General features: G+C 34.3%; 17 protein-coding genes and 1 riboswitch. Of the genes, 13 read left to right on the top strand and 4 right to left on the bottom strand.

Features of this window, described 5'->3' with window-relative positions; genetic code table 11:
- The first annotated feature begins 90 nt into the window (after positions 1-90).
- Positions 91-939: a DUF2935 domain-containing protein gene (locus KHA97_RS06165; protein WP_213123821.1), complete on the top strand. Its 849-nt coding sequence runs from the start codon at positions 91-93 to the stop codon at positions 937-939.
- A gap of 305 nt (positions 940-1,244) precedes the next feature.
- Positions 1,245-1,631: a YmaF family protein gene (locus KHA97_RS06160; protein WP_213123820.1), complete on the top strand. Its 387-nt coding sequence runs from the start codon at positions 1,245-1,247 to the stop codon at positions 1,629-1,631.
- A gap of 607 nt (positions 1,632-2,238) precedes the next feature.
- Here KHA97_RS06160 and KHA97_RS06155 read toward each other — a convergent pair.
- Entirely contained in the window at positions 2,239-3,114 is an 876-nt protein-coding gene (locus tag KHA97_RS06155) for a cation diffusion facilitator family transporter (protein ID WP_213123819.1), read from the bottom strand.
- Positions 3,115-3,938: 824 nt separating this feature from the next.
- On the opposite strand from KHA97_RS06155, the gene KHA97_RS06150 reads away from it, so the two are divergent.
- The 3 genes from KHA97_RS06150 to KHA97_RS06140 all read left to right on the top strand — a co-directional run bounded on the left by KHA97_RS06150 (position 3,939) and on the right by KHA97_RS06140 (position 4,494).
- Positions 3,939-4,022, top strand: a complete 84-nt coding sequence (locus tag KHA97_RS06150; protein WP_213124332.1) for a YjcZ family sporulation protein — start codon at positions 3,939-3,941, stop codon at positions 4,020-4,022.
- 136 nt (positions 4,023-4,158) lie between these two features.
- Positions 4,159-4,230, top strand: coding sequence for a YjcZ family sporulation protein (locus KHA97_RS24585; RefSeq protein ID WP_407658005.1), 72 nt, complete (start codon positions 4,159-4,161; stop codon positions 4,228-4,230).
- A 69-nt stretch (positions 4,231-4,299) separates the two neighbouring features.
- Positions 4,300-4,494: a hypothetical protein gene (locus KHA97_RS06140; RefSeq protein ID WP_213123817.1), complete on the top strand. Its 195-nt coding sequence runs from the start codon at positions 4,300-4,302 to the stop codon at positions 4,492-4,494.
- A 220-nt stretch (positions 4,495-4,714) separates the two neighbouring features.
- On the opposite strand, the gene KHA97_RS06135 is transcribed toward KHA97_RS06140, so the two are convergent.
- The gene (locus KHA97_RS06135) at positions 4,715-4,948 is read right to left on the bottom strand and encodes a hypothetical protein (RefSeq protein ID WP_213123816.1); all 234 of its coding nucleotides are present in this window, start codon (positions 4,946-4,948) and stop codon (positions 4,715-4,717) included.
- A 152-nt stretch (positions 4,949-5,100) separates the two neighbouring features.
- Between KHA97_RS06135 and KHA97_RS06130 the strand changes: the two genes are divergently transcribed.
- The 7 genes from KHA97_RS06130 (at position 5,101) to KHA97_RS06100 (ending at position 9,170) form a co-directional block, all read left to right on the top strand.
- The gene (locus tag KHA97_RS06130; RefSeq protein WP_213123815.1) at positions 5,101-6,831 is read left to right on the top strand and encodes a recombinase family protein; all 1,731 of its coding nucleotides are present in this window, start codon (positions 5,101-5,103) and stop codon (positions 6,829-6,831) included.
- Between the two features lie 50 nt (positions 6,832-6,881).
- Entirely contained in the window at positions 6,882-7,034 is a 153-nt protein-coding gene (locus KHA97_RS06125; protein ID WP_213123814.1) for a hypothetical protein, read from the top strand.
- Complete coding sequence (gene comGD / locus KHA97_RS06120; protein ID WP_213123813.1) at positions 7,018-7,467, top strand: competence type IV pilus minor pilin ComGD; 450 nt, start codon at positions 7,018-7,020, stop codon at positions 7,465-7,467. Before KHA97_RS06125 ends, comGD begins: the two co-directional genes overlap by 17 nt.
- Positions 7,454-7,762, top strand: coding sequence for a hypothetical protein (locus tag KHA97_RS06115; protein WP_213123812.1), 309 nt, complete (start codon positions 7,454-7,456; stop codon positions 7,760-7,762). The genes comGD and KHA97_RS06115 overlap by 14 nt, the downstream gene beginning before the upstream one ends.
- Positions 7,734-8,228: a competence type IV pilus minor pilin ComGF gene (gene comGF, locus KHA97_RS06110; protein ID WP_213123811.1), complete on the top strand. Its 495-nt coding sequence runs from the start codon at positions 7,734-7,736 to the stop codon at positions 8,226-8,228. The genes KHA97_RS06115 and comGF overlap by 29 nt, the downstream gene beginning before the upstream one ends.
- A gap of 199 nt (positions 8,229-8,427) precedes the next feature.
- On the top strand, positions 8,428-8,934 hold the full coding sequence (locus KHA97_RS06105; RefSeq protein WP_213123810.1) for a shikimate kinase: 507 nt from the start codon (positions 8,428-8,430) through the stop codon (positions 8,932-8,934).
- Between the two features lie 56 nt (positions 8,935-8,990).
- A complete protein-coding gene (locus KHA97_RS06100) occupies positions 8,991-9,170 on the top strand; it encodes a YqzE family protein (protein ID WP_213123809.1) in 180 nt (59 codons plus the stop codon).
- A 4-nt stretch (positions 9,171-9,174) separates the two neighbouring features.
- Here KHA97_RS06100 and KHA97_RS06095 read toward each other — a convergent pair whose 3' ends face one another.
- Both KHA97_RS06095 and KHA97_RS06090 read right to left on the bottom strand, forming a co-directional pair.
- Positions 9,175-9,987, bottom strand: a complete 813-nt coding sequence (locus tag KHA97_RS06095; RefSeq protein WP_213123808.1) for a YqhG family protein — start codon at positions 9,985-9,987, stop codon at positions 9,175-9,177.
- Entirely contained in the window at positions 9,956-11,650 is a 1,695-nt protein-coding gene (locus tag KHA97_RS06090; RefSeq protein WP_213123807.1) for a DEAD/DEAH box helicase, read from the bottom strand. Before KHA97_RS06090 ends, KHA97_RS06095 begins: the two co-directional genes overlap by 32 nt.
- A gap of 118 nt (positions 11,651-11,768) precedes the next feature.
- Positions 11,769-11,859: riboswitch (glycine riboswitch) on the top strand.
- A 158-nt stretch (positions 11,860-12,017) separates the two neighbouring features.
- Here KHA97_RS06090 and gcvT point away from each other — a divergent pair.
- Positions 12,018-13,124, top strand: a complete 1,107-nt coding sequence (gene gcvT / locus KHA97_RS06085; protein WP_213123806.1) for a glycine cleavage system aminomethyltransferase GcvT — start codon at positions 12,018-12,020, stop codon at positions 13,122-13,124.
- The last annotated feature ends 11 nt before the right edge of the window (positions 13,125-13,135 follow it).

The raw sequence follows: 13,135 nt of genomic DNA, 5'->3' as shown, positions 1-13,135 counted from the left end.
TCTCAAAGTTTTTATTTAAATCGTGTTTTTTTGTAGTCCTTATTTTTAAAAAATGAGTTTTTACAGGCTTAATAATGGAGGGATTACGGTATGAATTGGAATGAACAACCTCAAGAAGGAACGAATCAAATAAATCCAGTAATGTTTGTTGTACGCTCTTTAGAGGAAATCCGCTTTTGGTCGAGGATTATGAAAGAGCATTCATTATTCCTTAGATTAGGATTTAGGTGTGAAGATACACAATTAATTACCGAAGCTAATCAATTTTATCGTTTGTTTGAACAGATTGAACAACGATCTCATACATTGACAGATCAAACTGAGCCCGAACATATGAGAAGATTTAATTCAGAAGTTCAAATAGCTGCGACTAACATATTTGTATTTAAACGAAAAGTCTTAGGATTGATACTGACTTGCCAATTACCTGGTGCAAATAACTTTCCACTTTTGGTTGATCATATAAGTAGAGAAGCTAATTATTTTAGAAAACGATTATATGAATTAAACGAAGGGAAATTAAAATCTCTTCCTGATGCCATCATTAAAGAGAATGTTTTCTTTTTAAGAATTATGGGTGATCATGCTAAATTTATTGGACACCTTCTTGACCCATCTGAAAGAAAGCTTGTCGATATGGCAAGAAACTTTAGTCATGATTTTGATCAATTGCTTTATCAGGCTGTGGATTTAGAGGGAATGAAACCACAATCTCAAACAGTTCCTCTCTTGGATCAATTCCTTGATCAAAATCGTGTATCTGTTGTTTCGCTTAGAGATTTCAAAAAAACAGCACGAGATTTAATTGAGGAATGTAGAATAAAAAGTATTATTCACCCCCTACTTGCAGATCATGTTTTCCGAGAAGCAGAACATTTTCTGGAAATTATTGACATGTTTGAAGCTCATCTTACTGGGATAACGCCTCAACCTCAATAAAGGTAAACTCTTCATAATATTAATTGTACTTATCATAATTTCAATAAGAGGCTCTATCCAAATCTATTTATTTATCTACTAATCTATTGTAGGGATGACCACAGACTTTCCTCTCAAAACCTTCACATAAATGAACCCAAATGTTTCCATTATGATATTGCTTGTTTTCAAAACTAATGGAAATAGGTAATCATCACTCCGTAATACTCAAAATCAAAGTGTTCTAAAAAAAGAAAATAGGAATATTGATTAGTTGAGTACAACAAGAGGCAGTTTCAAAAAACAAGGAAGGTGGAATATCAATAATGGAAATCCCTGTCACTGGTTTTATCGTTCAGTTTTCTGATTCAAATATGGATTCCGAGCATTCCCATACTTTATTTCTAACTTCTTGGGATGGAAGACCCGTCCACAGTCATCATTTCTCAGGAGTAACCTCATTTGATGTTGGGCATGAGCATCGATACGCTGGCAGAACTGAACCTGCTCCCAGTGGTGTACCCCATCGGCATGAGTATTGTACCTTTACTTCCTTTGATGACGGACATAAACATGAAATTCGTGGAGTTACTGGACCTGAAATTCCCTTACCGAATGGAGGACATTATCATAATTTTCGTGGAGTAACTTCAATTAGCGGCTCCCATCCACACAGACATCAATATGACGGTGAGACTAGTCCAAGTGCTTAGTTTAGCACGTCCAGGTTTTTCATAATTTCCCACAAAATTATGCCATACTTTTTTCATCATTCCATTTTTGTAAGTTAAACTGAATAACAATGAATAAAAACACACGTAAGTTAACACATTAAATGTATTGACCCGTGTGTTTTTGTATATTGAAACACTCGTAATTATGGTTATCTCCACATCTTTTTACAATCTGCCATTTCAAATGCCTGTTTTAGTTTAATATCATCAGACTAATGGTGACTTTTCTTTGCAGACCTGCTTCTTTTGTAAATTGGACAAGCCTTTAAATCGTAAAAATTCTGCGAGAATTAAGATGATCATGAAATGCAAATCTATTCCTTCATTTCCTTTAACAGCAATTTCAAATATTTCTTTTAAAAAGCTTCGATATTCCCATCAACTTCAAGTGTGGTTTCTAAAATTTTATAGCCCGCTCAGTAGTAGTTGTTTTTTCATTATCTAACCCTTCATGATTTTTCGAGTTACTCCTCTTCATCAACCACCTATTAATGATTTGTCTACTGTTTGGCATCCAATATTGGTAAATCTTCTTGAATTATACCTATCCTTCACTTGTATTTGTAAATGAATTTGTGCTTACTTTTTATTTGTTTTTTACTTGACGTTCATGCTCAGGTTCGGGATGTATTAATACATGGGCATTGGAAAATCGATTCATGATATCTTTTTCTATCTTGTCACATAGCATATGAACCCTTTCAATGTCATAGTGAGACGGCACCACAAGATGAAAATCAATCCACTCACTAGGGCCGGAGCGTCTTGTACGAAAATCATGGAATTCAATAAACTCTTTTTTATAAGAATTAATAACGTTCAGAATTATTGCTTCTTCTTCCACTGATAAGCTTGCATCCAATAAAGGAGGAAAAGATTCTTTCATTAATTTATAAGCCTCAAACATAATGTATATGGCCAGGACTATTCCGATAATTGGATCTAAAAAGTGCCATCCGGTGATATTTACAAGTATTAGACTTATAGCAACACCAAGCGAAGTAAACACATCTGTCAACAAATGAAGAGCATTGGATTTCATAGCAATTGATTTTGTTTTTCTAGCTGTATTACTAATAATTTTTGACACAAAGAAATTAACTAAAGCCCCAAATAACATTACAAGAATCCCTAAGGTAGGTAGTTTAATTGGCGAGGGATTTATAAGCTTATGAACACATTCATACATTATCCAAATTCCTGCCACAAAAATTAATAATGTTTCAATTGTACCAGAAAGGTTTTCCACTTTTCCGTGTCCATATCTATGAATTTTGTCAGCAGGCTTTTTTGAAATTCTAACAGAAAAAAAAGCAATTAACGAAGCCACTAAATCTAAAGACGAATGGATACCTTCAGATAAAACTGCGACTGAACCGGTAAAGATTCCTACAACTACTTTCAATATAACAAGAACTGAATTACTTATGACTGATAGAAATGCAACTTTTGAAGAATTCACTTTTATTACCTCGATATTTTTAAATTTTCCCTCATGCTAACATGGCAAGGTTGTGTGGGTCTACAGCAACCTTTTTAGTTGGCTCTATAAAAATGCACCATTGTAAATATTGTTTCGTATAGCCAATATAAGTGGGTATTCTTGTTCAACTGTTTATAAAAAAGTTAACCGATTGTAAAGAAGATGAACCGGGATCATCTAAATTCAGTCTTTCTTATTGAACTATAGATAGTTTAATAAGATTTTTGAATGAAATCATTTTTACTAAGATTCGAGGGAAGTGATTTTTAACAAGAAAAATAAGATGAATCAATTAGGTGATAGTATAAAAAATAGCCGGAAGGAAAAAAGAGGTTAAAAAATTATACACAAGGAGGCATTGATATATGAATCCTTATATGTTAAACGTCTTGGCTGGGACAAAGAGCTTTATCTAGAAAACTTTTATGTCCTCCATAATCTCCTAACAAAATCCTATCCATTTTCCTCCAATTAATCTTGTACATTTATTTGGGTATATTACTCCCGTTTTAATTATCAATTTGGGTGATGCGGCTTCACCATTTTCAATTCTAATGATTATTTAATTTATTCTATCATTAGCGCAATAGCAGAATAAAGCAACGGAATTAATGAATATACCTTGATACTAAAAACACTTTTATTCCAAGATTCAATTAATTAGAGTTAAGTCTATTAGACAAGTGACGATTTTTCTCTCATTTTGTTCGTTTGTCCAATACACTTTTTTAAACTTCCATATTGTATTATATGGGATTCTATTCATAGTATCCCTAATTTTCTCGACGGAGGTGCTTTGTATAATGGGAACTTCTTTTGCTTTGATCGTCGTATTGTTTATCTTGCTTATCATTGTAGGAACATCTTTCGTTGGAGGCGCTTACTAATTCCTTCGATGTTTGAGTAATCCAACTCCTATAGTATTTAAGTAAGAAATTCTGTAATGTCAAAGGAGGTGAACGTAGTATGTCTTATGGGTATAGTGGTTATGGCGGCTATGGCTCCGGATACTCAGGTGGAGGCATGTCATTTGTATTAATTGTTGTCTTGTTCATTTTATTGATTATCGTAGGAACTTCTTTCGTGAGTTACTAATGTGCATCCACAAGGGGGCAGATAATATTCTGCCCTTCCATTTATTTCGGATTGGAAGGGAGCGATAATATGCATCCATTAATGAGATATCGAGGTGAGCACGTTGAAGTCAGAGATCATCATGGTAGAGTTCATAGAGGTATAATAGACGGAGATCCATCAACTGGCGGAATTTTTTTAATATCTCCATTTAACAGAGTATTCATCCCATTTTTTGCAATCGCCTTTGTCTTTTCATTCCGACTAAGAAGACGTATATTTTAACAAATAATAAATTCTAATCTAAGTGATCTCACACAATTTAAATAACAGTCCTTGTGGTTTAGTATCTTTAATTCTATCTAAACCACAAGGCAACCAAGCCTACTGATGAGAGAATGTTAACCGGCTTTCAACTGCTTCCTCTTCCAAAGAAATATCACAGACGCTTGCTATCTTCAATAATATAACACCCTATTATTAATCGTTAAAACTACCCCTCCGTTTATATGAAAAAATTGCCCGGCGGAAATTTCTCATAAATCAAAGTGTGGAATCCTCTTCGTCCAAAGCTATAATCGTATTCGTGTCCTTGGTGAACAATGGGTTCCCTACTATCAGAGAAGGGTGCTGTGGATAGGTCCTTTTGGTATTCATCCCACATATCATGTAGTTCTCCAATATGTTCAGGCATCATGAAGCCATTCCATTTTTTCATGCCTCTATCTTTTATATCCAAGGTAATCACTCCAAATAACTTTTATTATTATTATATGAGAACATTTGTTTGATATGCGAATTTTTCAATAACACGTAATTTAAAACCAAAAAGTCCCAATAATATGTTAAAATTGTAATTAAAATACACTAAATACATAAAGGAGGGGCAAGTTGAAAAAGGTTGCAGTTTATACTAGGGTATCAACGAAAAAAGATGAGCAAGCTTTGTCCTTTAAATCGCAAAATGAATATTACACAGATTACTGTATAAAAAAAGGATACGACTTGGTCAAATTGTATGCAGATAAAGGACTTTCCGCTACAAGTGCAAGGCGTGAGGAATTTTTGTTTATGATTCATGATGCAGGGATTGATTATAAGGATATGGGGGATGGCAGATCGTTCTTTAAGGCTTCAACTCGTGAACCCTTATTTAATCTTATTATAGTTAAAGACCATACTCGTTTTAGTAGAAATTCTACAGATGGTATGGAATTAGCTAAGCAGTTGCAAGAAAAGAACGTTTCTATCTTGTTTGAGTCAAGTGGACTTATGACGGGGGAACCTAATTGGGAGTTCACACTTGATCTTTTGTTTAATATGGCAGAACAGGAAAGTCGAAGTTTATCCCAAAAGGTTAGCTGGGGAAAAAGGGTTAGGGCAGAACAAGGAATATATCATATGACAAGACTATCCTTAGGTTATGGAGATAGAGATGAATACGGGAACTATACTATCAATGAAGATGAAGCCGAAATTGTAAAAAAGATATTCTATATGTATACAAGGGAAGATGACCCAAGTAAAAGGATTGGTACAACAAGAATAGCCAAATATTTAAATAGTTTTGGAGTTCCCACAAAGGAAAATAAAAAATGGTCATCTGATAAAGTATTGAGGATATTAAGAGATACTAAGTATTACGGCGATGTGTATGTGCAACGAACTACAAGAAAACAGATTACAAGTTCAAAAAGAACCGAGAGAGATAAGGAAGATTGGGTATTAATTGAAAATGCAGTTCCACCAATTATCGACAAAAAAACTTATGATTTGACTCAGAAAATAATTAAAGAAAACACCATTTCGCATGATGGGCAAATAAAGGGAGTAAAAAAATATAGGGACGATATTTATTTCAGAAAAATTGAGTGTGGAACATGCGGTACTCATTTTGTTAGACATTCAAAAATTAAAAAAGTAAATGATGAGAATGAAATACATTATCTTTACATGTGCGAGAGTAGAAGAAAACATGGTGATTGTAACCAAAGGGGAATATCAGAAGGTGTATTAACGAGAAATATTGCTTCGATTGATGGTGAAACGATACGGACTTTATCAAAAAAATTCGCAAGAGAAGAAGAAGTTTTTAATATCATTCTAAATAGAATAAAAATTGTAGAGGAGGTAATCAGAGAAGTTCATGAATCCATTGACAAAAAGATTGCTGAAATCATTGAGGAAAAAAATAAAATTTTTGAGCAGATCATGTCAATTGGTACGGAAGCTAAAAGTATTGTAAAACTGCTAAATGAAAAAGTAGAGACATTAGAAAATGAATTATTAAATCTTAGCCAGCAACGTAATAAATATGATAAAAATATGCTAACTAGATTTGAAAGAGATTTACGTAAAAAATACGATGAGGTTATTAAGTTTTCAAAAAGGGAAAGGTTTCCACTGAATGAAATAATAAAACTTATTAAAAAAATCATTGTGCATCCCAATAAAGAATTCACGGTAATTTTATCTTCACCTTCAGTAAATGGATTTTATAATGAACTTCACAATCTTCAAAAAAGTATTTATAAACTGGGCGTTAAAATTCCTGCCCAAGTCGGTGGGGCATTTGCTATTTTTCATATTAATGATGACCTGAAATTGCATTTTAAATATTGAATGCAATTTTCAATATTTAATGGTTGTTTTTCAGAACTACGAGACAAATGGTGCAAGGACAAGTTCAAGCCTATTATATGGAAAATAAAAAATACCCCGCAACACTTGGTGCATTAGAAGGTGATTACGTAAATGAAGGATTTGAATTTAAATGTCCGAACGGGAAAGTTCTTTCGATAGATGAAAATGGAAACGTTCATTAAGAGAGAAGATGGGTTTACTCTGCTGGAGGTAATGATTGTCATTACAGTCATGACAATCATTCTTTCATTTAGCTTTTTCACCTTAACATCTTTTTGGGCGTTGATGCAAAAAAATATGTTTCTTAATCAATTGCAGTCCGATCTATACTATGCCCATGCTTACGCCTTAAATCGACAAGAAACAATCAATTTTAGGTTTACTCGAATTACCCAGCAGTATGAGGCTGCTTCTAAAGATTCGAATAAGATGATCATTCAGAGAAAATTACCTGCTGCCATTAATATAGACAGAGAAACGAACCTTTCGAGCTTTACTATTACACCAGATGGAAACGTATCAAATTTTGGGACGATGATATTGAATGTGAAAGGGAAAAAAGTAAAGATAACATTTTATATCGGAAGGGGGAGGTTTTTGATTGAGGAGGAATGAGGATGGTTTTACGGTTGTGGAAGGACTTTTGTCATTTGCCGTAGCCATATTCATTTGTGCATTCTTATTTCCTTTGCTTTTTAAGATGCTTTTTCATTTATACGATGGAAAAAGGGAGATGATTGCAAATAGACTATTATACGAACATATCGAGCAGCATTTTCCGATTGAGAATTCATCGAAGGAAATTAGAGTCATTCGAAACGTTGAATACGAACTAACAATTGAAAGAAATGGTGATGATTTTTGGAAAGCTTGCGTGAAATATGATGAACATCAAAAATGTTATGAATGATCAAAACGGATTTACCCTGCTTGATTCTATTTTTTCTATGCTCATCTTATCTCTCATCATGTCTTTAATGCCGTTAATATTTCATTCATTCGCTGCAATTGATAGAACAATAAAAGTAGATGAAGATTACGAATGGAATCTTTTCTTGATTCAGTTGAGAAATGAATTAGAGGATGCAAATATGGTGCTTGTTTCCAGTAATCGCATTATCATCGATAAAAAAGTAGGAGGGGTCTTTTACGAAACATATGGCCACAGCATTAGAAGAACAGTCAATGATAAAGGGCATGAAGTTGTCCTGCAACATGTACCTTCAGTATTATTTTCACAACACGGTCAAATGTTAAAATTAAATGTTGCTTTTGCAAATGGTGTTAAAGAAGAAGCGCTTTTCGTCATTCCGCTAGATAAAGGAGAGGAAGAAGTATTAGAAATGAAGATGGAGCAGCGTTCCCAGTTGTATTGATTGTGGCAGTCCTTTCTCTATTTGTTATATATGAAGCAACACAAATATATATTTCTGAATTAGGCTATGTGGTAGAAATGAAGAATTATTACGAAAAGCAAATATTGGATTTGCTTTATGGATCGTGAGAATGAAATTAATATGGATTGACGGCCCACCTATTATATAATGAAAGAAGAATATAAAGAGGTGGATGAAAATGACAAAAAAATCAATCTACTTAATTGGCTTTATGGGGGCTGGGAAAACGTCTATTGGCAAGGTCTTAGGAGAAAAAAGCGGGCTTCCAGTAATTGATACTGATGAACGGTTTGAGGAATATTCAGGAGTCCCGATTAAGAACTATTTTGAACAATTTGGTGAAGAACGTTTTCGAGAGAAGGAAACTGAAATTTTACTTAATCTAACCGATACGCCATCAATCATTACGACTGGTGGAGGGATTATATTAAAAGAAAAAAACCGGAAATTCCTTAAGGAAAGTGGAAGAGTAGTCTTTCTGGAATGCAAACCTGAAGTATTTTTGGAGAGATTAAAAGATGATCTAACAAGGCCTCTTTTAAAGAATAAATCAGTTGAAGAAATAAAGGATATGTATGAAAAAAGACTCCCCTTATATTTAGATAGTGCTTCTTTCACTATTGATACATCAGATTTAACTATAGAAGAAGCCGCTGAAAAGATTATTAGTCGAATGAATCTATAAAACTTGGCTATACTTCTAATAATCGAATGGTTTTTGTAGAGGGAAGGAATAGATTCATGTCTACGAATGATTATGTGAAGTATTTGACCGAAACATTCATAAAACACTTTGAACTGCCTAAAGAGGAAAGAAAAAAATTAAAACTTGATCGGAGAAGTGCAAGGGAACCAGCTTTAACGCATTGGTTTGGCTTGCTTCCGATTTCAATAAGCATGATATTAAAAAGGAGAGGCTGACTTATCAGCCTCTTTCGTACATATATGGATTCGTTGCTAAATAATAAAATCCACCATTTATGATTTCCATATTGACTACAGGTTCATATTGATCCTTTAATGCTTCTTTTTCAATATGATAGGTTTCAGGTTTTTCGGTATGGTCTTCATAGAAATGATCTAATAATTGTAAATCCTCATTCCACCTTTTTATCGCTTCGTTTGCCCAAGGATGTTCACTTTTTTTCACTTCATTTATTAATAGATTTTCTATTCGTTTAATACCACTTACCGGTTTAATAATCGGTGAAATGGTAAAACAGTAGTCTGGTATGGTTGCTTGTAAGGGTATTGTATCTACCTTTTCGTAAAAATCTTCAAAAATAGAGCCATTGATTAAATTTATTCCAATTGATCTTATTAAATCTTTTTTTCTGTCACACTGGTAGGAGATTTTGATATTAAGCATAAGCCAGGGATGAAGGGGAATTTGACTTTTGCTATTCGCCTTGTTCGGTATCTCGTACAATCTAATATAGGCAGAATTTTTTTTCGTTGCCTGAAATATTTGGTGAAGTCTTGGTACTCCAAAATGGATGACTTCTCCTTTTATATGATCTGGAGTTTTTTCTTGATCGGTAATTAAGGTTATTTTCATTGGATTAGGAGTTCCGCCTGTCTTCTCCAGATAAGTCCAATAAAAAGGCCGGTTCATTAATTCTTTATCCATATCAACAGTTAATTGTACAACTAGGTGTCCGGGTCCTTTTTCTTCAATCAAGCAATCATTTTCACAAAAAAAAGTTTCAAGATATTGATGAATTTCCATTTGCAGCATTCCCATCTTCCTCCGTTCTCATAGTGTCCGCAAATTGAATCAATGAAGTTAAATTTCCCATCTTTACTTTCATTTCACCTTCTGATTTTGATTGCTCAAAAATATCTTTTAAATACTCATCGAAATTCATGAATTCCAGCCTTGATAATATTTCATCCAATTCTCCAACTACACGCTCGAATAGTTGTATTTTTTCATAGAGTAGTTTTACAATATGCTCTTCGATTGTGTTCATAATTGTAAAATTGTATATATGAACATTATTTTCCTGGCCAAGTCTATGAATACGTCCAATTCTTTGTTCAAGGCGCATTGGGTTCCATGGCAAGTCAAAATTAATAATATGTGAGCAAAATTGCAGGTTGATGCCCTCGCCACCAGCTTCAGTCGCAATCAACACTTGGGCTTGATTTTTAAATAGCTCACGCATCCAATCTTTTTTTCCTCTTTTAAATCCTCCTCTAAAAGGGACAGAACGAATCCCGTTTTGCCCTAGAAACCATTGTAAATACATTTGTGTTGCTCGATATTCTGTAAAAATAATGACTTTGTCATCAATCTTATTAATTAATTCCAGTGCTTTACTCGCTTTAGAATTTTTCACGACTGCATCCATTTTCTGTTGAATGAATTGAAGAGCTTCAATAAACAATTCAGAGGGATTTTCATATTTTGCAAGCATGTTTTTCAATGTAAAATAGACAGCTTCCCTACTACTGCATGCCTCACGTTTTAATGTTAATAAAGAAAATCCGTGTACAGGTAAATCAGTATCCCTCAACATTTCGATTGCGTTATATAGTTCTCGCTCTTCTTTCGTAAATTCAATAGGAATTGTTTCTACATGGCGTTCAGGCCATTCTATGCCTGTGTCTCCACGTCTATTTCTAATCATGACTTTATTGACGAGTTCTTTTAAAAACGTATCTTCTTGTACCGATAATTTTTTATCCTTATATTTATCCGTAAAACCGCTCTGACTCCCTAAATGGCCGGGCTTTAAAAGAGATACAAGGTAAAACATTTCTTCAATTTTATTTTGGATAGGGGTAGCTGTTAATAATAAGCAGAATTTCTTTTTCAAGGATTGAACAAATTCATAGTTTTTGGTTTTATGATTTTTAAGTTTATGTGCTTCATCAATAATAATAAGATCATAATTCTGTTCGGCTATTATTTCCCTATGGGGGCTCCTTTTTGCCGTATCAATGGATGAGACAACGCAATCATATTGATCCCAAACATAACTTTTTCTTTGGGCAACTGCTGGGATATAAAATTTCGAATTAAGCTCAGAGACCCATTGAGAGACAAGGGAAGCAGGAACAAGGATCAATACTTTTTTTACTAGTCCACGAATCATATATTCTTTTATAATCAGGCCGGCCTCAATTGTTTTTCCAAGACCCACTTCATCAGCTAATATTGCTTTACCATTCATGTTTTCGACTACTTGGCGTGCAGTTTCAAGTTGATGTGGCAAAGGTGTAAAATTAGGCAGAAATTTTGGAGCGACCAACCCTTCAAAAGAAGGTACATTTAAAAATTTTTCCGCTTGTATCGCTAATTTAAATAATTCTCGATTTGCCCAAGGTCCATCTTTATCTATCTTTTGCAAAAAGTTTTTTTGCCAGTCTTGTTGAAAGACTACTTGTATTGACATAATTACCTCCTACATTACGAAAAGCATTGATGAATATATAAAATGGTGATACGATGTTGTTGATGTTAAGTGATATGTAAGATTTAGTATATCCAGTAAATGTACATAATATTGGCGAATGAAGACACGGGGAGAGACTGCATGTGCAGCGCCGAAGGAGCAAGCAACAAAGTTGTGAATCTCTCAGGCAAAAGAACCCTTGTTTGACGCAACTCTGGAGAGTGTTCTAATTATTGAGAACCACCAAAGGGGTAAGCCGCAAGGTGAAACTCTCAGGTGCCAGGACAGAGAATCCTACTGCAACGGGATTTTTCTGTCCTTTTTTGCATTCTCGTACATATTAGGCTAAGGAGAAGGAGGTTTTTAAATGACGAATTTAAAAAGAACGCCATTGTATCCGCTTTATAAGGAGTTAGGCGCAAAAACAATTGATTTTGGTGGGTGGGATCTTCCAGTTCAATTTTCTAGTATTAAAGAAGAACATGAAGCGGTAAGGACTAAGGCTGGTATTTTTGATGTTTCTCATATGGGGGAAATAGTGGTAAAAGGCAAGGACAGTCTCGCATTTTTACAAAAAATGATGACAAATGATCTTTCAAAACTCAAATCTGGAAGTGCACAATATACGGCGATGTGTTATGAAAATGGTGGAGTAGTAGATGATCTACTTGTCTATAAATTAGCCGATGAGGACTACCTTCTTGTAGTAAATGCAGCCAATACTGAGAAAGACGTTAAATGGCTAAGTGACAATGCTGAAGGCAATGTTGAAATCCAAGATGTTTCAAGTGACTATGGGCTAATCGCCATCCAAGGGCCAAAAGCAGAAGCCATTCTTCAAAAATTAGTAAATGCTACAGATTTAAAAGAAATTAAATTATTTAAATTTAAAGAAAATGTTGATGTGAATGGTTCAAAAACATTAATCTCTCGTACAGGCTATACAGGAGAAGATGGATTTGAAATATATTGCAGTACTTCTAATGCGGAAAAAATATGGGAGGACCTCATTTCAGTTGGAACGGGAGAAGGTTTGTTGCCGTGTGGACTTGGTGCTAGAGATACACTTCGCTTTGAAGCAACCTTAGCTTTATATGGGCAGGAACTATCCGAGCATATCTCTCCATTGGAGGCTGGGATAGGCTTTGCTGTCAAACTCAACAAGGAAGAAGATTTTATCGGAAAAAGCGCTTTACAAAAACAAAAAGATGCCGGTATCCCTAGATTGATTGTAGGAATTGAAATGATTGATAGAGGAATTCCAAGAAATGGATATAAGGTATTTGCTGGTGATAAGGAAATTGGCTTTGTTACTTCGGGGACTCAATCTCCCACTTTGAAAAAAAATATTGGGCTTGCGATTATAAATTCCGAATATAAGGAACTTGGAAATGAGCTTACAGTTGAGATTCGTGGAAAACGACTAAAGGCAAAAGTCGTTTCGACTCCGTTTTATAAGAGAGCCAAAAACTAAGCTGGAGGAGA

The sequence above is a fragment of the Lederbergia citri genome, from assembly GCF_018343625.1.
In the GTDB taxonomy this organism is placed as follows: Bacteria; Bacillota; Bacilli; order Bacillales; family Bacillaceae_C; genus Lederbergia; species Lederbergia citri.
The sequence above is the reverse complement of the archived record's forward strand: the minus strand, read 5'-3'. Positions and strand labels throughout refer to the sequence as shown.